General features: G+C 66.2%; 18 protein-coding genes and 1 tRNA gene. 4 read left to right on the forward strand and 15 right to left on the reverse strand.

Translation table 11 applies throughout. The features are described from left to right. Window positions 1-66: 66 nt before the first annotated feature. Window positions 67-261, forward strand: a complete 195-nt coding sequence (locus G0Q01_RS16410; protein WP_164196291.1) for a hypothetical protein — start codon at window positions 67-69, stop codon at window positions 259-261. Window positions 262-326: 65 nt separating this feature from the next. Here G0Q01_RS16410 and G0Q01_RS16415 read toward each other — a convergent pair. From G0Q01_RS16415 to G0Q01_RS16485, 15 genes are all read right to left on the reverse strand, one after another. Next, window positions 327-401 (reverse strand) — tRNA-Val (locus G0Q01_RS16415). 317 nt (window positions 402-718) lie between these two features. After that, window positions 719-3,124: an endopeptidase La gene (lon, locus tag G0Q01_RS16420; RefSeq protein WP_164196292.1), complete on the reverse strand. Its 2,406-nt coding sequence runs from the start codon at window positions 3,122-3,124 to the stop codon at window positions 719-721. 263 nt (window positions 3,125-3,387) lie between these two features. Beyond that, window positions 3,388-4,479, reverse strand: coding sequence for an alkene reductase (locus tag G0Q01_RS16425; protein ID WP_164196293.1), 1,092 nt, complete (start codon window positions 4,477-4,479; stop codon window positions 3,388-3,390). Window positions 4,480-4,698: 219 nt separating this feature from the next. After that, window positions 4,699-5,826, reverse strand: a complete 1,128-nt coding sequence (gene tgt / locus G0Q01_RS16430; RefSeq protein WP_164196294.1) for a tRNA guanosine(34) transglycosylase Tgt — start codon at window positions 5,824-5,826, stop codon at window positions 4,699-4,701. Window positions 5,827-5,945: 119 nt separating this feature from the next. Further along, window positions 5,946-6,746 (reverse strand): CPBP family intramembrane glutamic endopeptidase, encoded by an 801-nt coding sequence (locus G0Q01_RS16435; protein ID WP_164213663.1) that lies wholly within the window; start codon window positions 6,744-6,746, stop codon window positions 5,946-5,948. A 28-nt stretch (window positions 6,747-6,774) separates the two neighbouring features. After that, window positions 6,775-7,395: a hypothetical protein gene (locus tag G0Q01_RS16440; protein WP_164196296.1), complete on the reverse strand. Its 621-nt coding sequence runs from the start codon at window positions 7,393-7,395 to the stop codon at window positions 6,775-6,777. A 383-nt stretch (window positions 7,396-7,778) separates the two neighbouring features. Continuing rightward, window positions 7,779-8,978 carry an ectoine hydrolase DoeA gene (doeA, locus tag G0Q01_RS16445; protein WP_108968616.1) on the reverse strand — a complete coding sequence of 400 codons (1,200 nt, stop codon included), beginning with the start codon at window positions 8,976-8,978 and terminating at the stop codon, window positions 7,779-7,781. Beyond that, the gene (eutC, locus tag G0Q01_RS16450) at window positions 8,979-9,947 is read right to left on the reverse strand and encodes an ectoine utilization protein EutC (protein WP_164196297.1); all 969 of its coding nucleotides are present in this window, start codon (window positions 9,945-9,947) and stop codon (window positions 8,979-8,981) included. Next, entirely contained in the window at window positions 9,944-10,900 is a 957-nt protein-coding gene (gene eutB / locus G0Q01_RS16455) for a hydroxyectoine utilization dehydratase EutB (RefSeq protein WP_164196298.1), read from the reverse strand. Before eutB ends, eutC begins: the two co-directional genes overlap by 4 nt. After that, on the reverse strand, window positions 10,894-11,613 hold the full coding sequence (locus G0Q01_RS16460) for an aspartate/glutamate racemase family protein (protein ID WP_164196299.1): 720 nt from the start codon (window positions 11,611-11,613) through the stop codon (window positions 10,894-10,896). The genes eutB and G0Q01_RS16460 overlap by 7 nt, the downstream gene beginning before the upstream one ends. Window positions 11,614-11,616: 3 nt before the next feature. Further along, a complete protein-coding gene (locus G0Q01_RS16465) occupies window positions 11,617-12,060 on the reverse strand; it encodes a universal stress protein (RefSeq protein WP_108968608.1) in 444 nt (147 codons plus the stop codon). 11 nt (window positions 12,061-12,071) lie between these two features. Beyond that, complete coding sequence (locus tag G0Q01_RS16470) at window positions 12,072-13,358, reverse strand: TRAP transporter large permease (protein ID WP_108968606.1); 1,287 nt, start codon at window positions 13,356-13,358, stop codon at window positions 12,072-12,074. 3 nt (window positions 13,359-13,361) lie between these two features. Then, window positions 13,362-14,012, reverse strand: coding sequence for a TRAP transporter small permease (locus G0Q01_RS16475; RefSeq protein ID WP_164196300.1), 651 nt, complete (start codon window positions 14,010-14,012; stop codon window positions 13,362-13,364). A gap of 100 nt (window positions 14,013-14,112) precedes the next feature. Further along, window positions 14,113-15,123, reverse strand: coding sequence for a TRAP transporter substrate-binding protein DctP (gene dctP, locus G0Q01_RS16480; protein ID WP_164196301.1), 1,011 nt, complete (start codon window positions 15,121-15,123; stop codon window positions 14,113-14,115). 162 nt (window positions 15,124-15,285) lie between these two features. Further along, entirely contained in the window at window positions 15,286-16,665 is a 1,380-nt protein-coding gene (locus G0Q01_RS16485) for a PLP-dependent aminotransferase family protein (protein ID WP_164196302.1), read from the reverse strand. A 73-nt stretch (window positions 16,666-16,738) separates the two neighbouring features. On the opposite strand from G0Q01_RS16485, the gene G0Q01_RS16490 reads away from it, so the two are divergent. The 3 genes from G0Q01_RS16490 (at window position 16,739) to G0Q01_RS16500 (ending at window position 20,224) form a co-directional block, all read left to right on the forward strand. Next, on the forward strand, window positions 16,739-17,218 hold the full coding sequence (locus G0Q01_RS16490) for an Lrp/AsnC family transcriptional regulator (RefSeq protein WP_164196307.1): 480 nt from the start codon (window positions 16,739-16,741) through the stop codon (window positions 17,216-17,218). A 138-nt stretch (window positions 17,219-17,356) separates the two neighbouring features. Continuing rightward, complete coding sequence (locus G0Q01_RS16495; RefSeq protein WP_164213664.1) at window positions 17,357-18,814, forward strand: NAD-dependent succinate-semialdehyde dehydrogenase; 1,458 nt, start codon at window positions 17,357-17,359, stop codon at window positions 18,812-18,814. A 39-nt stretch (window positions 18,815-18,853) separates the two neighbouring features. Continuing rightward, window positions 18,854-20,224 (forward strand): aspartate aminotransferase family protein, encoded by a 1,371-nt coding sequence (locus G0Q01_RS16500; RefSeq protein WP_164196304.1) that lies wholly within the window; start codon window positions 18,854-18,856, stop codon window positions 20,222-20,224. Window positions 20,225-20,491 lie beyond the last annotated feature (267 nt).

Consider the following 20,491-nt stretch of genomic DNA (forward strand, 5'->3'; position numbering starts at 1 on the left):
TTGACCTCAAGTGGACTTGAGGATGCAGGATCGCAGGCGTTCCGCGACTCTGCAAGGAGAGAGACAGTGACCGCACTCAGACCAAAGACGACGCAGCCCCGCCCGAGACCTCGGATTGTCGAGCTGTTCCAGCGCTGGAGGACAGCGCGCCGGATTGCACGGCGCAGCGCCGAGCTGCGCAGTGATCCCTGGCTCGCGCGCGACGCGGGGCTGGCCGACGGTGGCCCGCCGCCCCCGCCGCCGCAGCGCTACCGCGGTTGAACCGCTGTGCTGAAACGAGAAGAGGCGCACCTCGGGAAAACCGGACAGTGCGCCTCTTGGAAGAATGGTGGGTGATAAGAGATTTGAACTCCTGACATCTTCGATGTGAACGAAGCGCTCTACCACTGAGCTAATCACCCGGTAGGCGGGTTTTTACTCATATGACATGGGGGGCGCAAGAGGGATCGGGGCAAAAAACCCACAAATTTTTGGGCCTGCCGCCACGACATCCATGGCAGCTTCGGCGCTGCGGCGCACCGCCCCGGCTGGCAGGGATTTCAAGCACCCTTTCGCCGTGATGCTGATGCGGGGCCACACGGAATACGTTGTCCCAGAAGAAGCGCGCAGCCGGGGGCGCGGCTGGCATGGCGCGTGTTCGTGCTGGCGGAGGCTGCGGGTGAAACGCGAAGGGGCGGACCCGAAGGTCCGCCCCTGAAGCTCTGTGCGGTGGCGCCGGTTAGTGCGCCGTGGCGCCGGTGGCCTTGTCTTCGTTGGCGCGCAGGGCGGCTGCGGCCTCTTCGGCCTCCTCGTCCCACTCGATGGGTTCGGGCTTGCCGATGAGCGCCATTTCCAGCACCTCGGAGACGTGCTTGACCGGGATGATTTCGAGACCCGTCTTCACGTTCTCCGGCAGCTCGGCGAGGTCCTTCTCGTTCTCCTCTGGGATGAACACCGTCTTGATGCCCCCCCGCAGGGCCGCGAGCAGTTTCTCCTTGAGCCCGCCGATGGCGGAGGCATTGCCGCGCAGGGTCACTTCGCCCGTCATGGCGATGTCCTTGCGCACCGGAAGGCCGGTCAGCACCGAAACGATCGCCGTCACCATCGCGAGGCCGGCTGAAGGGCCGTCCTTGGGCGTGGCACCATCCGGCACGTGCACGTGGATGTCCATCTTGTCGAACTTCGGCGGCTTCACCCCGAGCTGCGGCGAGATGGAACGGACGTAGCTGGACGCTGCCTCGATCGACTCCTTCATCACGTCGCCGAGCTTGCCGGTGGTCTTCATCCGGCCCTTGCCCGGCAGGCGCAGCGCCTCGATCTGCAAGAGGTCGCCGCCCACCGAGGTATAGGCGAGGCCGGTGACCACACCCACCTGGTTCTCATCCTCGGCCAGACCGTAACGGAACTTCTTCACGCCAAGGAAGTCGTCGAGGTTCTCGCGCGTGACTTCCACGTGCTTGGTCTCGCCCTTGACGATCTTGGTCACGGCCTTCCGGGCGATCTTCGCCACCTCGCGCTCGAGGTTCCGCACACCGGCCTCGCGCGTGTAGTAGCGCAGGATGTCGGTGAGCGCCTCGTCGGTGATGGTGAACTCGCCCTTCTTCAGGCCATGCGCCTTGATCTGCTTGTCGAGCAGGTGGCGCTTGGCGATCTCGAGCTTCTCGTCCTCGGTGTAGCCCGAGAGCGGGATGATCTCCATCCGATCAAGCAGCGGCCCGGGCATGTTGTACGAGTTCGAGGTCGTCACGAACATGACGTTCGACAGATCGTATTCCACTTCGAGGTAGTGGTCGACGAAGGTGCCGTTCTGTTCGGGGTCGAGCACCTCGAGCATCGCCGAAGCCGGATCGCCACGGAAGTCCTGACCCATCTTGTCGATCTCGTCGAGCAGGATGAGCGGGTTGGTGGTCTTCGCCTTCTTCAGTGCCTGGATGATCTTGCCCGGCATCGAGCCGATGTAGGTCCGGCGGTGGCCGCGGATCTCGGACTCGTCACGCACCCCGCCCAGCGAGATGCGGATGAACTCGCGCCCGGTGGCCTTGGCCATCGACTTGCCAAGCGAGGTCTTGCCCACGCCCGGAGGGCCGACGAGGCAGAGGATCGGCCCCTTCAGCTTCTGGCTGCGCGCCTGCACCGCGAGATACTCGACGATGCGTTCCTTGACCTTGTCGAGGCTGTAGTGGTCGTGATCGAGGATCTCCTGGGCGCGACCAAGGTCCTTTTTCACGCGGCTCTTCACACCCCACGGAATGGACAGCATCCAATCGAGGTAGTTCCGCACCACGGTGGCCTCGGCGGACATCGGGCTCATGTTGCGCAGCTTCTTGAGCTCGGCCTCGGCCTTTTCCTTGGCCTCCTTCGAGAGCTTGGTGGCCTCGATCTTCTCGGCCAACTCGTTGATCTCGTTCTGGCCGTCCTCGCCGTCGCCGAGTTCCTTCTGAATGGCCTTCATCTGCTCATTCAGATAGTACTCGCGCTGGGTCTTCTCCATCTGCGACTTGACGCGGGTCTTGATCTTTTTCTCGACCTGCAGGACCGAAAGCTCGCCCTGCATCAGGCCGTAGACTTTCTCGAGCCGCTCGCTGACCGGCAGGGTTTCCAGAAGCTCCTGCTTCTGTTCCACCTCAATGCCGAGATGGCCCGCGACGAGGTCGGCGAGCTTGGCCGGATCGGTGGTTTCCGAGACCGCAGAGAGCGCCTCTTCGGGGATGTTCTTCTTGACCTTGGCGTAGCGCTCGAACTCCTCGCCGACGGTGCGCACCAGCGCGGTGATCGCGGCGGGGTCGCCCGGCATCTCGGAGAGATATTCGGCCTTGGCTTCGAAGAAGCGCTCGTTCTCAAGGTATTCGGTGATCTTGACGCGCGCCTGCCCCTCGACCAGCACCTTCACGGTACCGTCGGGCAGCTTCAGCAGCTGCAGCACGTTGGCGAGCACGCCGGTCTTGTAAATGCCGTCGGAATCGGGGTCGTCGACGGCAGGGTCGATCTGGGCGGCAAGCAGGATCTGCTTGTCGTCCGCCATCACCTCTTCCAGCGCGTGCACCGATTTCTCGCGCCCTACGAAGAGCGGCACGATCATGTGCGGGAACACGACGATGTCCCGCAGCGGCAGCACCGGATAGGATGTGTTGAGAGGCTGTTGCATACGCATTCCTTGCTACTGGCAGGACGGTCCGGCCCCGGATATCGGCGACCTCTGCCGTCCCCTGTCGAGGTATTCAGGTGGGGCGCATCCGTTAACTTTTCAAGCGCGCCAGACCCGTTTCCCACCAATGTGACGCTCCGCTGCGCCGGGTGCAAGCGGGCAATTCGTGGAAGGCGGGAGATTGCGGGGGGCGCGGTGCCAAAACCTTGAAACAGCCTTAACGGCAACACAGGAAAGCACCGGCGCCGCGCCCCCCGCCGGCCTCAGGCGGCCTCGGTCAGCGTCGGGTAGTCGGTATAGCCTTCCGCCCCACCGCCGTAGAAGGTGTCCTGATCGCCCTCGTTGAGCGGCGCCGCCTTTTCAAGGCGCGTCACGAGGTCGGGGTTCGAGATGAAGGGCCGGCCGAAGGCGACAAGGTCGGCCTTGCCCGAGGCGACGGCCTCGATGGCCATCTCGCGGTCGTAACCGTTGTTGCCCATCCAGACCCCCTCGTAGAGCGCCTGCAGCTTGTCGAGGCTCTCGCCCTCGTTCAGTGCGCGCGGGCCACCGGTGGTGCCTTCGACCACATGCAGATAGGCCAGCTTGTAGGCGTTGAGCTTGCCCACGACATACTCGAAGAGCGGCTGCGGATCGGCGTCGGTGATGCCGTTCGCGGGCGAGAAGGGCGACAGACGCAGGCCGGTGCGATCGGCGCCGATCTCGTCGGTGACCGCGTCCAGCACTTCGAAGAGGAAGCGCGCACGGTTCTCGATCGAGCCGCCGTACTGGTCCTCGCGCTGGTTGGCCCCGGTCTTGAGGAACTGGTCGATCAGATACCCGTTGGCGCCATGCACCTCGACGCCGTCAAAGCCCGCCTCGATGGCGGCTCGGGCGGCGTGGCGGTAGTCGGCGACGATGCCGGCGATCTCATCCGTCTCCAGCGCGCGAGGCGTCGAGGTCTCTTCGAATCCGTTCAGCGTAAAGGTCTTGCCGCCTGCCGCAATGGCCGAGGGCGCGACGGGCGCCTGCTCATCGGGCTGCAACGACGTGTGGCTGATCCGACCGACATGCCAGAGCTGGATGACGATCTTGCCGCCTTTGGCGTGTACGGCGTCAGTCACCTTCTTCCAGGCTTCCACCTGCCCCGGCGAGTAGATGCCCGGGGTCTGGATATACCCCTTGCCCTGCGGCGAGATCTGCGACGCCTCGGTGACGATGAGGCCGGCGCCGGCGCGCTGGCGGTAGTATTCGACGTGCAGCTCGTTCACCTCGGCGGTGTCATTGTCTGCGCGATTGCGGGTGAGCGGAGCCATCACCACGCGGTTCGCCATCTTGATGGCACCGGCGGTGAAGGCGGTAAACAGGGCCTCGGTCATGGAGCGTCTCCCTTGCATTGGGCCTAGGTAGCGCCGGGCTGACCCCGGCATCGGAGTGCAAAGATAGGAACGTGCTGCGCCGCGGCAACCGCGCAGTGCGCTGTGCGGAAATGCACGGAGGATATGGCTGGGAGCGGTTGGACCCACACGCAGAGGCGGCGCCACGTTCCCGCGGCGCCGCCTGTTGATCGATCCGGACCCCTTGCTTGGGGTGTCGCTTCAGAGCGGGGGAATGTCACCCTCGGCGCGCTGCGCGTGGAATTTCTCTTCGAAGCTGGCGAAGGTGCCGCCCGCGATGGCGTCGCGCATCCCCTGCATAAGCTCCTGGTAGTAATGCAGGTTGTGCCAGGTCAGCAGCATGCCCGAGATCATCTCCCCGGCGCGGTAGACGTGGTGCAGGTAGGCGCGCGAATAGCTGCGGCAGGCCGGGCAGCTGCAATCTTCGTCGAGCGGGCGCGGGTCGTCCTGGTGGCGGGCGTTCTTGATGTTGACCATGCCGTGCCGGGTCCACGCCTGGCCGGTCCGACCGGAACGCGAGGGCAACACGCAATCCATCATGTCGATGCCGCGCTTCACCGCGCCGACGATGTCGTCGGGCTTGCCGACGCCCATAAGGTAGCGCGGCTTGTCCTCGGGCAGCTGGCCGGGCGCGAAATCGAGCACCTTGAACATCGCCTCCTGCCCTTCGCCGACGGCGAGGCCGCCCACCGCGTAGCCGTCAAACCCGATGGAGGTCAGCGCCTCGGCGCTTTCGCCGCGCAGGTCTTCCTCGAGCCCGCCCTGCTGGATGCCGAAGAGCATGTGGCCGGGCCGGTCGCCGAAAGCGTCGCGCGAGCGCTGTGCCCACCGCATCGACAGGCGCATGCTCTGCTCGATGCGCTCGCGGTCGGCGGGAAGCGCCGGGCATTCATCGAAGCACATGACGATATCCGAGCCGAGCAACCGCTGGATCTCCATCGAGTTTTCCGGTGAGAGCATGTGCTTGGAGCCATCGATATGGCTTTTGAATGTGACCCCCTCCTCGGTGAGCTTGCGCAGCCCCGAAAGGCTCATCACCTGGAAACCCCCGGAGTCGGTCAGGATCGGACGCTCCCAGTTCATGAACTTGTGCAGCCCGCCAAGCCGCGCCACGCGCTCCGCGCCGGGGCGCAGCATCAGGTGATAGGTGTTGCCGAGCAGGATGTCGGCGCCGGTGGCGCGCACGCTCTCGGGCAGCATCGCCTTGACGGTGGCGGCGGTGCCGACGGGCATGAAGGCGGGGGTGCGGATCTCGCCGCGCGGGGTAGAGATCACCCCGGTGCGTGCGGCCCCGTCCCGGCCATGAAGGGTAAAGGAGGTCAGGCTCATGCAGTTCCTCTGCCCCAAAGCGGGGGATTTGCCAAGGGGCCAGCCCACCTGCGCGGCGCAAACCAGCCCGCGCGGAGCGTATTCGGCCGTCTCGGGTCCGGCCCGCTCACCCTTCGCCCTCAGGCGCGCGGCACGGCCTCGACACGCGAGCCGCGGAGCAGCCAGAGCCCGTAGATCAAGTTCGGCAGGACAATTAGCAGCGGCAGCACCAGAAGCCCTGGCGTCAGCTCAATGCCGCCCGCCGCCTGCAACTCCTTCAGGTCTCTCATAGCCCCCGCGCTCACCACCACGAGGAAGGTCGCGCAGTCCCAGAGCGCATGAACGAGGATGGCTACCCAGAGCGAGCCGGTGCTCAACAGGATCGCCATCAGCATGAGCCCAGTGCAGGAGGCCGCCAGCGCCTGCATCACCGCGAGGACGAAGCTGCCGGTCAGAAAGCCGTTGAGCACATGCACCAGGCCGAAGGCGCCGGTGGTCCAAAGGATCGCCGGCCAGGGCCGCAGCCGCTCGCGCAGCGCGCCGAAGAGCACGCCGCGGAACATCATTTCCTCCGAGAAGCCGACAAGAAGCGTATTGACCAGCACCAGAAGCATCACACCCGGGGCGGGCAGCCCCAGCGCCGCCGCCAGTCCGAACATCGCGAGCACGATCAGCGCCGGCAGCCAGAGCAGCTTCAGCGTGCCGGGCGCCGGGGCGCGGAAACCCAGGTCGCGCCATCCGCGCCAGACAATCACGCAGACCAGCAGCACGCCCGCTAGCGCGATCTGCCAGGCGATGCCCTGCGTCGCGATGTCCTCGAGTTCGACCGGCTCGCCCAAGACCCCTGCCCCGAAGACCGTCACCGCCACCCATGCGATCAGCGTGCCAAACGCGATGCCGATCCGATGTCCGCCGCCTGAGGAGTGCGCCAAGTCCGTCATGCTCGGTACTCCGTCCCACGACCCCGGCTCATTCAATCTTCACCACCAGCTCGAAATCCTGTGCCGTGCTCTGTGAGTTGACCACCTCGAGATTGATGTCGCCGGACTGCGGCAGCTGGCCCTTGAAGGGAACCGCGGCATCGGTGCCTGCGAGCAGGATCGAGCCGTCCGGGTTGCGCAAGATATAGTACATCTTTCCTCCCTTCGGATCGAGGCGCAGGTCGAGCACCTGCCCCGCCCGCGCGCCGAGCGCGAATTGCTTCGCACCCCCGGGCTCGAGCGCCCCGCTCAAGGTGGCGCCGCTGGTGCCCGGAGCGAAGCTGATGCGCTCGGGCGCAAACGCCGCCTTCTCCGCCGCGCGAGCGAAGGCGCCCTCGGCCGCATCTGCGTCGGCCAGTTCGAGCGACTCGACGGTCCCGTCCCGGTAGCCGAAACACTGCCAGATGCGCCCGTCGCCATCCTTCAGGAAGACCATCGTACCGGCCTCGGAGTACATGGTGTCAATCACCTCGCCGCCGGGCTGCGTGGCGGCACCGCTTGCAATCAAACTGTCTATGCACCCGTCGATCACCGGCTGGACAAGCGGGTCCTCTGCGCGGGCGGCATGGCCAAGGCAGAGCGCCATAAGAGCCAAGGGCAGTGTCTTCATGCTCATTCCTCCTCGGGGACTATCCATCCTTACCACAGAGACTTGGCGCAACCTACGGAACTTGCGGGCGAGACGGGTGCCTCACTTGCGGCCCGACCGGGTCGGCCCACCCCGCATGACGCTACCTGCTACGCTCCGCACGATGAGGGACGACCTCGACGCCAGACCTCGCACGCGCAGCCGAAACAGGCGCAGTCATGCGGTCAGGGGAACCTGGTTTGTTGCCTGGGAGCTGCTCCTCGCGGCAGCGGTGACGATCCTTCCGCAAAGCCAGCGGCTCTGCCTGACGCCTCGTGCCTTTGGCCCCGCGCGCTGATCATCACGAGCGCGGGCCGGGCCGCCGGTCGCAAAGCGCCCCGGGGGCCTCGGCCCGCGCCTTGCTTTCAGGTCTTGATCAGCATCTTGCGCGGGATGTCGCAGAAGACCTCGGGTGCGCCGTCAGCGGTGATGGCGATGGACTCGGTGGTCTCGTAGCCCCAGTTTTCCATCCACAGGCCGGTCATGAAGTGAAAGGTCATCCCCGGCTGCAGCACCGTTTTGTCGCCCCGCCGGATCGACATGGTGCGCTCGCCCCAGTCCGGCGGGTAGCTCAGACCGATGGAATAGCCCGCGCGGTTGTCCTTCTCGATGCCGTGCTTTTCCAGCGTGCCGAAGAAGGCCTTGGCGATGTCCTCGCAGAGGTTGCCCGCCCGCGCGGCTTCGAGGCCGGCGTCCATCCCCTCGAGCACCGCCTTCTCGGCATCGAGGATCTCTTGCGGCGGCGTGCCGAGGTAGATCGTGCGCGACAGCGGCACATGGTAGCGCTGGTAGCAGCCGGCGATCTCGAAGAAGGTGCCTTCGTCCGGCTTCATCGGCAGGTCATCCCAGGTCAGATGCGGCGCAGCGGCGTCCGGGCCCGAGGGCAGCAGTGGCACGATGGCCGGATAGTCGCCGCCATGGCCGTACCATTCGTCGTAGCGCAGCCCGGCGTCGTAGATTTCCGCCACGAGGTCGCACTTGCGGATGCCCACTTCGACCTTGTCGGCGATGCGGTGGTGCATGCGCTCGACGATGCGCGCAGCCTGCCGCATGTACTCGAGTTCCTTGTCGGATTTCACCGCACGCTGCCAGTTGATGAATCCGGTGGTGTCCTTGAACTTCGCGTTGGGCAGCCCGCTCTGCAGCCGCTCGTAGGCGCGGGCCGAGAACCAGTAGTTGTCCATCTCGACGCCGATGGTGCCCTTGTCCCAGCCACGCTCAGCGAGCTTGGCGCAGAGATAGTCCATCGGGTGGCGCTCGGTGGACTGCACGTAGTGGTCCGGATAGCCGATGACATGCTCGGGCTCCATCCAGACCGTGCGGTAGGCACCGTTGGCGTCCTGCCCGCGCCCGTACCAGACCGGCGGGCCGTCGGGGCCAACGAGCACGCATTGGTGCACGTAGAAGGACCAGCCGCCGTAGCCCGCGACCCAGGCCATGTTGGAGGGATCGCTGAGGATCAGCAGATCGAGCCCCTCGCGCTCCATCCGCGCGCGGATCTTCTCGAGCCGGGCCTCGTATTCTTCGGTCGTGTATCGCTCTGGCGTTCTTTGGAGTTCGGGCATTCAGACCTCTGTTGAAGATGCGGCGAGCGCATGGGTTGCGATGGCGGTGTCCTGCACACCGGTCCCGGTCAGATCGGCGATGGTGATCTGATCGGGGTCCGTGCGGCCGGGGTGGCGGCCGAGGACGATGTCTCCCAGCTCGGGAATGCTGTCGGGGTCCGGCGCGCAGCCGGCGTCGAGCGCGGCGCGCAGTTCACCCATGAGCCGGGTCTGGCTCACCCTGTCAGCGACATAGAGGCCGGCGCGGGCGAGGCACTCCGGCTCCAGCTCGGACTTGCCGGGCTGGTCGCTGCCCATTGCGGTGACGTGATGGCCGGGGCGCAGCCAGTCGGCGCGCAAAATGGGCTCGCTCGTCGGCGTTGTGGTGACGATCACATCGGCAAACCCGGCTGCCTCCTCGGGGTCGGTGCTGGCACGGACTTTCAGATCACCCGTGGTCAGCTCCGCCGCCAACGCCTGCGCCTTGGCCGCGTCGCGCGCCCAGATCACCGCCTCGGAGATGGGGCGCACGAGGCAGAGCGCACGCAGTTGCATCCGCGCCTGCAGCCCGGCGCCGAAGATCGCGGCGCGGCTGGCGTCCTCTCGCGCCAGGTGCCGGGCCGCCACGCCGCCAGCGGCAGCGGTACGCACGTCGGTGAGATAGCCATTGTCGAGCAGCACCGCCTGCACGCGGCCGGTTTCCGACGACAGCACCACCATCAGGCCGGAGGTCGAGGGCAGACCTTTGGCGGGGTTATCGAAAAACCCCGGCGAGAGCTTTACCGCAAATCCGGGCAACCCCGGCACATAGGCCGTCTTCACGTCAAGTTCGCCGTTCACCTCGGGCATGTGCATCGACAGAATGGGAGGCATCTCGACCCCACCCCTTGCCAGCGTGGCGAAGGCGCTCTCCACCACGTCGATCGCGGCGGGATCGAGTGCGACGCAGGCGCGCAGCTCGGCTTCGAGCAAGATCCGAATGTCGCTCATGTTTCCTCCCCGACAATCGCGGCGTGGCGTGCCGGGTCGATATTGCCGCCCGAAAGCAGCAGAACCAAGGGGCCGTCTTCCGCGCGCAGCTTGCCCGCGAGGATCGCCGCCGCGCCGACCGCCGCCGCGCCCTCGACGGTTTCGCCGTCCTCGCGGGCGAGGTGCCTCAGGCCCGCGGCGATCTCGGCCTCGGTGAGCAGGATCAACGCGTCCATCAATTCGCGGCACATTCCGAAGGTCAGGCGGTTGTCCAGCCCGATGCCGCCGCCGAGAGAGTCGGCCAGCGTCTCGAGCTCTTCGACCTCGACCGGCTGCCCGGCGGCAAGGCTCGCAGCCATCGCGGCGCCGCGCTCCATCGAGAGGCCGATGATGCGGATATCCGGCCGCAGCGATTTTGCCGCCAGCGCCACCCCGCCCAGCAGGCCGCCGCCGGAAAGCGGGACGGCCAGCGCCGCGGCCTCGGGAAGTTGCGACAGGATCTCCAGCCCCAGCGTCCCCTGCCCCGCGATCACGTCGGGATGGTCGAACGGCGGCACCAGCGCGAAGCCTTCGTCACGCTCCAGCCGCCGCGCCTCCTCGAAGGCCTCGTCCTGGCTGGCGCCGATCACCCGCGCCTCGGCGCCAAGGGCCTCGATGGCCTCGAGCTTGTTCTGTGGTACCAGCCGCGAGACGCAGATCACTGCGGGCAAACCAAGTTGCCGCGCCGCATGGGCCAGTGCGCGGCCATGGTTGCCGGTCGATGCGGTGGTGACACCGGCCACCTTCCCAAGCCGGGCGGCGGCATTGGACGCGCCGCGCAGCTTGAAGGCTCCGGTCTGCTGCTGGTGCTCGCACTTCAGCCAGACCGCGCCGCCCGCGCGCTCGGACAGGCTGGGCGAGCGCTTCACCGGCGTCTCCCGAACCATGCCGCGAATGCGACCCGCCGCCGCCTCTATGTCGTCGCGCGTCACCATCTGTGCACCTTGAACAACCTTCCCGGACCGTCGCCCGAGAGCCCCGCCGTGTCCAGCATCGACCAGAATGACACCTGGTTGGAGCTGAGCACCGGTTTTCCGAGCATCATTTCAAGGCGGTCGATCACCGGGACCGCCGGGAGTGCGGTGCAGGAGAGAAACAGCGCGTCGGCGCGCGGGTGGTCGGCCGCCAGTGCCGCCTCGATCACCGCCTCGGGCGTCAGCATCCCCATGTCGCGATCGTCCGCATGGCCCATCGAGCTTTGCGCCACCACCTCGACGCCATGGCGCGCCAGATGCCCGGTGACGAGCGTGGTGGTCTCCGCCCTATAAGGGGCGAGCAGCGACAGCCGCCTGACCCCCAGCGCCTCGCAGGCCCGCAGCGCGGCACTGAGCGGCGTGGTGACCGGGGCGCGCGGGCCGATCAGCGCGGTCACCTCGTCCCCCAGCACGGCGCTGGCAGATGTACAGCCGAAAAGCATCCCCTCGAGCGCCACGCCGGGCAGGATCAGCTCGGCGGCGTTTCGTAGGCGCGGGCCGGTGCGGCGCAGGCTCTCGGGAGTGGTCGGATTCTCGAAGGCGATGCGCGTGACATGCAGCTGCGTGCCCGGCGGCATCAGCCGCGCGGCATCGCCCTCGATCGTCAGGTCAGTGGCGAGGGCAATCATCCCGAAGCGCCGCAGGTGGTCCCGGCGCAGGTCAGGGGCGGACATGGCTCAGACCACCAGCACCGGCGTGTCGGTCAGGCTGGTCACCTTGTGGCTCACCGAGCCCAGCATGTAGCCCTCGGACGAGCCCAGCCCGCGCGAGCCGACGACGATCAGATCGCAACCCCTCTCCCGCGCGAAACTGACGATGGTGCGGGCATAGTTGCCGCCCTTGATGAAGGCTTGCACCTTCTCGGCGCCCAGCTCTTTCGCCTTTGCCTTGGCTTCCTCGGCCGCCTCGCGAGCGACGGCTCGCATGGTGTCGTCAAGGCTGCCGCCCTCGCGGTCGCTGCCGCGCACCATCGACAGCGACGCCTCGAGCATCGAGTGGTGCCGGTAGACCGTCAGCACGAGGATCTCTGCGCCGGTGATCTTCGCCAGTTCCGCAGCCTTTTCGATCGCCTCCCAGGCGCCGTTCGAGCCGTCGTAGGCCACGAGCATCCGTTTGAACATATCGGCTCCCCTCACTTCGCGAAGGCGAGGTCGCGCAAGAAGAGCGCGATCTGCGGGAAGAAGATCAGCAACACCGCCACCGCCAGCAACATCAGAATGAAGGGCGGCGTGCCCTTAACCACTTCCGCGTAGGGCCGCTTGAACACCGCTATGGCGGTGAAAATGTCGCAGCCGAAGGGCGGTGTCGCGCTGCCGATGGCCACTTGGAGTGTGATGATCGTGCCCACCAGCACCGGGTCGAGCCCAACGCTTTGGACCACCGGCGCGAAGATCGGCACGAGGATCAGGATCACCACGATCGGATCGACAAACATGCAGCCGACAAAAAAGGCGATGGAGATGGTGAAGAGCACGCCATATTGGCCCATCTCGTCGATGCCGATGCTGCCCAGCACCTGCTGCGGGATTTGCGCAAAGCTGATGACGTAGGAAAACGCCGCACCCGCGCCCACGAGGATGAAGACCACCGCGGTGATCAGCCCGGTCGACTTGGCGGTGGCGTAGAGCTGCTTGACGCTCATCTCGCGGAACACGCCCATCTCGAGGATGAGCGCGTAGAGCACGCAAGCGGCGGCCGCCTCGGTGGGCGAGAAGATACCCCCGTAGATGCCGCCGACGATGATCACCGGAAAGCCGAGCGGCCAGAGCGCCCGGCGGATGGCCCGGCCGCGCTCGGACCAGCTCGTTTTCGGCTCGGTCGGCACGTCGTTCCGGACGGCGTAGATGTAGGAGTAGATCGAGAAAAGCACGAGGATCAGCAGCCCGGGCCCGATGCCCGCGATGAACAACTCCGAAATCGAAGTCCCCGAGACCACGCCGTAAATGATCATGCCGATAGAGGGCGGGATCAGAAAGGCGATGTCCGAGGAATTGACGATCAGCGCCAGCGCAAAGCTGTCCTTGTAGCCGGCCTTGAGCATGCGCGGGCGCAGCGGCCCGCCAACCGCGACCACCGTCGCCTGCGTCGAACCCGAGACCGCGCCGAAGAGCGTGCAGGCCGCGGCGGTCGAGACCGCCAGCCCGCCCTTGAGATGGCCGACGAACGCCATGACAAGGTCGATCAGCCGGTTGGCAGACTGGCCGCGGGTCATGATATCGGCCGCGAAGATGAACATTGGGACGGCGATCAGGCTCGCCGGGCGTATGCCGCCGAGGATCTGCTGCACCATCGTGTCGAGCTGGCTGACCCCGCCAAACAGCGCGACAAAGCCGATCAGCGAGCCGGCGATCAGCGGGATCATCATCGGAAAGCCCAGCAGCAGCAGCACAATCATCGTGCCGAAGATGGCAAGGGACATGTCTCAGACCTCCTCTTCGCCGGTGTCGTCATAGCCTTCGAGCGTGCTGGTCGAGAGCCAGATATCGTCGTGCAACAGGTTCTTGATCGCGGTGAGCGTGTATTGCAGCCCGGTCAGGAAGAACCCCAGCGGCGCCCAGACGATGATCCACCAGACCGGGACCTGCAGTGCCGGCAGCAAGCGCCCGCGCGAGGCCTGCGCCCTCACGTAGTCGAGCGCGTACCAGGCCAGCAGGAACATCGCCGCGGCGGTCACCGCCGCGATCAGCACCATCAGCGCCTTGCGCAGCTTCGGCGGGGCGGCGTCGAAGAAGGCCGACATCCGGATGTGGCGGCCATGGCGCGCGGCATAGGAGATACCTGCGAAGGTGATCAGGATGATCAGCGCCTGGTTCACCTCCTCGGAAAAGAACAGGCTTTGGGAGAACAGGTAGCGGCCCACCACGTTGGCGATGGTGTTGAGCGCCATGAGCAGCACGCCGAGTGCCAGAAGCACCGCCTCGATGCGCGCGACGGCCCCGTCGATCACCCCAAGAATGCCAGGGAGGCCCGAAACATAGCCAGAATCGTCGATGTCATCGTCCACAGCCGAGGTTTGAACCTCGGCGAGAATGTCAGGGTCGAGCTCGGGCGCGCCGTGTCGGTCAGTCTTCATGCCGCTGTCCTTGTTGCTGTCGCGAAACCGCTCATGGCCGCGCCGACCGACCCTCTCGGGCAGCCGGCGCGACCTTTGGCTCTGCTGCGTTGGCGGGCGTTCAGCCCTCGGCCGCCGCGGCGAGGTCGGCCTTGAGCTGATCGAGGATTTCCTGCGCCTGCGGCCCGCCGATCTCGAGGAACTCCTGCTCGACCGACTCTGCCGTGTCCATGAAGGGCTGGCGCTGCTCTTCGGTGAGATCGGTGATGGTCATCGAAGGTTTGGCCGCCATGATCTTCTCCAGCGACTCCTCGGTCAGGCCCTTCTGGTAGTCGATGATGTAGTCGAAGGCGGCGCTGATCGCGTTGTCGATCATCGTCTGGTCTTCTTCCGAGAGCTCGTCATAGAACTCCTTGTTGGCCATCACCGCGGTGGTGAAATTGTTGTGGCCGGTGCGGGTGATGTAATCGGTCACCTCGTACATCTTGGTCGACTCGATGAAGAAGGCCGGGTTCTCCTGCCCTTGGATGATGCCGGTCTGCAACGATCCATAGACCTCGCCCCAGGGCAGCGGCGTCGGCGTGGCGCCGAAGGCCTGGTAGCTTTCTACCAGCAGCGGGTTGGTCATCACCCGGAACTTCACCTCGTCGAGGTCGGCGGGGGACTCCACCGGCTCGGTGGTGGTCATCATCACCTCGCCCTCGGGGAACATGGTCAGCAGCTCGAGCCCCTGCTCGGCGTAGAGCGGCGGGAACATCTCGTTGATTGCCTTGGAATTCTTGAAGAAGGAGGCAAGCTGTGCGTCGTCCTGCGGCAGCAGGTAGGGCACGAAGAAGACCTGGGCCTCGGGGATCAGCGCGCCGGTGAAGCCCGGCGACTGGTCGACGAACTGCAGGATGCCGGACTGGGCCTGCTCCATCGTGTCGGCGGATTCGCCCAACGTGCCGAAGGGAAAGAGCTGGATCTCATGGTCGGAATTGGCCTCGACCTCTTCCTTGAATTTCTGGGCGAACTTGCCCTGGACCTCGTCCATCGCCTCTTCGAACGCATAGCGCCAGGTGTCGGCCAGAGCGGCGCCCGAGCCGAGAAGGAGCGCCGCGGCGCTCGTTGCGAGAACTGTCTTGTAGGTCATGTCGTACCCCCTGTCGGTCTGCCCCGTCGCCTGCGGCGTCAGGGCTTGGTTTCAGGTCGCGGATCACGATCCGCGCGGATGCGCCCAACCTCGGAGTCGAAAATACTCAAGTCAATGTCTATATTAAATCATGACAATTCGAGGAGAATCGCAAATCGGCTGTCAACCCTGGGGTTGTCCGGGCGCTGGCAGCAGCGCCGCGAGAGCGCCCAAGGCCTGTTCCAAGTCGCCTCTCCCCAATCCGCCGAGGCAGACCCGCACCGCCGGTCGACGGTCTGTCACGGCGAAGTTTGCGCCCGCCGCTACGGCCACGCCATTGCGCAGCGCCTGGCGCTGAAAGGCCCGTTCCGAAAGGCCTTCCGGCAGCAGAAGCCAGCGGTGCAGCGCGTAGGCAAATCCGCCGTTTCCCGGCCCGAGGTGGCGCTGCGCCAGTCGGTTGCGGGCAACAAGTTCCTTTCGGTGCACCTGCAGCAGCGCGTCGGCGACGCCACTCTCCATCCAGTCGGTGGCGATCTCGGCAATGATCGGCGTCGCCATCCACGACACCGACAGATGCCTGTTGACAGTGCGCTCTGACAGGTGATCAGGCATCGCGAGAATACCGAAGCGCAGCCCGGGCGACAGGCATTTGGTCAGCCCGGTGAAGTAGAAGCTCCGCTCGGGAGCGAAGCTTGCGAGCGGCGGCGGACGACGCGGCACAAGCGGCCCGAGCGGGTCGCACTCCAGGATGAAGAGCCCCGCAGAGCGCGCTGCCTGGGCCAGATCCGCGCGGCGCTCGCGATCCATCAATTTTGCGTAGGGCCCGGCCCCCGATGGCAGCAGATAAACCGCCTTCATCTGCCCCGCCGAGGCGGCGGCGGCCTCGCTCAGCGCCTCGGGGAGCATCCCGCGCGCGTCCTGCGCGATGCCCTGCAGACGCAAGCCGAGCTGGCGCGCGGCGGGTTTCAGCGCGTGGCTTGTCGCCGCCTCGCAGGCGACGACATCGCCATGCCGCGCGACGGTCATCAGCGCGACGAACATCGCGGGCGTGACACCGTTGGTCACCAGCGTGCGCCCGGGCCGAGCGAGCAGCCCGCAGCGCGCCAGCCAGCCCGAGGCGGCGGCATCGTAGCGCGCCAGCGTCTCGCCCGGCCGCAGGGCGAACATCGTCTCATGCGGCGGGTTCTCTGCAATGCGCCGCATCGAACAGCGCCAGGCCTCGGCGACCTGCGGCAGGTGCACCGGGCTCATGAGCGACAGGTCGAACCGCGGCCGGCTTTCCCTTGTGCGGTGCCAGGGAAGGTTGACCGTCTCGCGCATCCCTGACTTCACGAAGCTGCCGCGCCCGACCTCGCCCGAGATCATGTCGGCGCGGATCAGCTCCTCGTAGGCGCGGCTCACCGTCTGTACCGAGATGCCGAGCTGCCAGGCCAGTTCGCGATGCGCCGGCAGCCGGTCGCCGGGTCTGAGCTGGCCCGAGCTGATGGCGGCGACAATCCCCTGCGCGACGCTGCGATAGGCGGGGCGGGTGACATCCTCGGAGGTGAGCGGCCAATGTGACATGGCTGGCAGAGTCCTGCACGATCCGGGACTTGTCCAGATTGACATGACGGGTTTTCACCGGAACAAGCGTGTCATGGACACCACCCGCCTCGACAGCAGAGACATCGCGATCCTCGCCACGCTGAGCCGCGAGGGCCGCATCGCCAAGACCGAGCTCGCGGCCCGCGTGAACCTCTCGCCGACCCCCTGCTGGGAGCGGATGAAGCGGCTCGAAAAGGCTGGGCTGATCACCGGCTACCGCGCCGAGATCGACCTCGCGGCGCTCGGCCCGCACGTGCAGGTCTTCGTCACCGTCGAGCTCGACAGCCACCGGGCCGAGAGCTTCCAGCTCTTTGAGCGCACCGTGGCACGGATCGACGAGATCACCGGCTGCTGGGCCATCGGCGGCGGCTACGACTACCTGATGCAGGTCGTGAGCAGCGATGTCGCGGCCTTCCAGGCGCTGATGGACGGTCTGTTGGAAAGCCGCGCGGGGGTGCGCCGCTATTACAGCTACATCGTCACCAAGCCGGTGAAGAACGACCCGCCCGCGCTAGGACTGCTGCGGCGCTAGGAAAGCGCTGCGGGGGCCAGAGAGTTTCTCTCCGCCAGCCCGCAAGCGCAGAGAAAATTTCTGCCGCCTGACCGAAGTCCCGGGGAACTCTCTGCCCGCCCTGCCCCATGCTTGAGCCATCCAAGGAGGTGCGCAGGCATGAGCGATCTTTCGAACAAACCGGCGTTTGGACTGTTCGACCCGGAGCTGCTGCAGGGGGTCGGTGATTTCGCCGGGAACGGGCGTCTCGCCGTGCGCGATCCGGCCAGCGGCGCGCTGATTGCACAGGTTGCGATCAGCGATGCCCATGGCGCGCGCGCCGCGGTCGATGCCGCAGATGCCGCCTTCGGGGGCTGGGCGAGCACCCTGCCGCAGGACCGCGCCGAGATCCTGCACCGCTGGCACGCGCTGATCGTCGCGGCCAAAGAAGACCTCGCCCGCATCATGGTCGCCGAGCAGGGCAAGCCGATCAGCGAGGCGCGCGGCGAGATCGATTATGCCGCCAGCTTCGTGCAGTTCTACGCCGAGGAAGCGCTGCGCCCGAATATCGAGGGGGTCACCAGCCACCTGCCCGACGCCGAGATGGAGCTCTGGCGCGAGCCGGTGGGGGTTGCCGCGCTGATCACGCCATGGAACTTCCCTTCGGCGATGATCACCCGCAAGGCCGCCGCGGCGCTCGCTGCCGGGTGCACCGTGGTCATCCACCCCTCGGCTGAAACCCCGCTCTCGGCTTTGGCACTGTCGGTGCTCGCGCGCCGCGCGGGGTTTCCGCCGGGCGTGGTCAACACAGTGATCGGCGACGCCGCCGCCATCGTCGGCGAATGGACCTCGGACAAGCGTGTGCGGGCGCTGTCGTTCACCGGCTCAACCGAGGTCGGTCGCCTGCTCTACCGCCAGTCGGCTGACACGGTCAAGCGGCTGGTGATGGAGCTTGGTGGCCACGCCCCCTTTATCGTCTTCAAGGGCGCCGATCTAGACCGCGCGGTGACCGAGGCGATCAAGGCCAAGTTCGCCACCTCGGGTCAGGACTGCCTCGGCGCCAACCGCTTCTACATCCAGCGCCCGATCTACGAGGAGTTCTGCACCAGGTTCACCCGGGCTGTCGAGGCGCTGTCCCTCGGCCGCGGCATGGATGACCCCGACATTGGGCCGCTGATCCATGAGCGCGCCATCGCCAAGCAGCAAGCGCATGTGGACGACGCGGTTGCCAAGGGCGCCCGACTGCTCACCGGCGGCTCCATCGACGAAGGTCTTGGCAAGCTCTTCTACAGGCCCACCGTGCTGGCCGATGTGCCGGGTGAGGCCGCCATCATGTCCGAGGAAACCTTCGGCCCGGTCGCGCCGCTTTCGGTCTTCGACACCGAGGAGGAGGTGATCGCCCGCGCCAATGCCACCGAATACGGGCTCATCGCCTACGTCCACAGCCTCGACCCTCGCCGCATCTACAGGCTCACCCGGGCGCTGCAGTTCGGCATGGTCGCGGTTAACCGCACCAAGGTCACCGGCGCGCCGATCCCGTTCGGCGGCAGCAAGCAATCCGGGCTGGGCCGCGAGGGCGCCCGCCAGGGCCTCGAGGCCTTCACCGACATCAAATACGTCTGCCGCGATTGGGGGTGATCCCTCCCGCAGACCCGAATGACTACCGAAGGAGACGACATGCTGACCAACGACCAACTCGCCAAGTGGGACCGCGAGAACTTCTTCCACCCGTCGACCAACCTCGGCCAGTTCGCCCGGGGCGAGGGCGCGCAGCGCATCGTCACCGGCGGCGACGGGGTGCATATCCGCGACCGCGACGGCACCCGTTTGCTCGACGCCTTCGCCGGGCTCTACTGCGTCAATGTCGGCTACGGCCGCACCGAGATCTCTGAGGCGATCGCCAAGCAGGCCTATGAGCTGGCCTACTACCACGCCTATGCCGGACACGGCTCAGAGGCCTCGATCACCCTGTCGAAGATGGTCATGGACCGCGCGCCGAAGAACATGGCGCGTGTCTACTTCGGTCTCGGCGGGTCGGACGCCAACGAGACCAACATCAAGCTGATCTGGTACTACAACAACATCCTCGGCCGCCCCGAGAAGAAGAAGATCATCTCGCGCTGGCGCGGCTACCACGGCTCGGGGCTGATGACCGGCTCGCTGACCGGGCTGGAGCTCTTCCACAAGAAGTTCGACCTGCCGCTGGCACAGGTGATCCACACCGAGGCGCCCTACTATTTCCGCCGCCCCGACCTGACCATGTCGGAGGCCGCGTTCACCGCCCATTGCGTTGCGGAACTGGAAGCGTTGATCGAGCGCGAGGGCGCGGACACCATCGCCGCCTTCATCGGCGAGCCGGTGCTCGGCACCGGTGGCATCGTACCCCCGCCCGAGGGCTACTGGCCGGCGATCCAGAAGGTGCTCGACAAGCACGACATCCTGCTGGTGGTCGACGAGGTGGTGACCGGCTTCGGACGTCTCGGCTCGATGTTCGGCTCGGACCACTACGGGATGACGCCTGACCTCATCACTTCGGCCAAGGGGCTGACCTCGGCCTATGCGCCGCTTTCGGCCTCGATCGTCGGCCAGCGCATGTGGGACGTGCTGTGCCGGGGCACAGATGAAAACGGCGTGCTCGGCCATGGATGGACCTATTCCGCCCACCCCATCGGTGCCGCTGCGGGCATCGCCAACCTCGAGTTGATCGACAAGATGGGTTTGGTTGAGAACGCTGCAAAGACAGGTTCTTACCTGATTGACACTATGCGCGACGCGCTCGGCGATCACCCCAATGTCGGCGAGGTCCGCGGCAAGGGCATGCTCTGCGCGGTCGAGCTCGTCGCCGAGCGCGGGGGTCGCAGGTTCTTCGATCCGTCCGAGGGCAAGGGCGCAAAGGTCGTCGCCGCGATGCTTGAGCGCGGCGTGATTGCAAGGGCCATGCCGCAGGGCGACATTCTCGGCTTCGCCCCGCCGCTGTGCCTGACCTCCGAGGAGGCCGACAAGATCGTTTCGGTGACGCGCGACGCGGTCGACGCAATCCTGGGCTGAGCAAAATCTGCGGCACGGGCCGGATCTGCGCTGATTGCAGGTCCGGCTCCAAGCGCCCCTTGCGCGCCGCTCGAACACAAGAAACGCCCGCGGCATGCACCGTGGGCGTCAAACGCTTGAGACCTTGGAGTGTCCCTGCCCACGGCTCGGAAACGGCACGTGGCTTGGGTCATCGTTTAGGAGAGATACTGTGGGTTTTACTAGGTTTGGCGGTGACCTACTCTCCCACGTCTTGAGACGCAGTACCATTGGCGCGGCAGCACTTAA

The sequence above is a fragment of the Salipiger sp. PrR007 genome (assembly GCF_010499845.1).
Lineage (GTDB): Bacteria > Pseudomonadota > Alphaproteobacteria > Rhodobacterales > Rhodobacteraceae > Salipiger > Salipiger pacificus_A.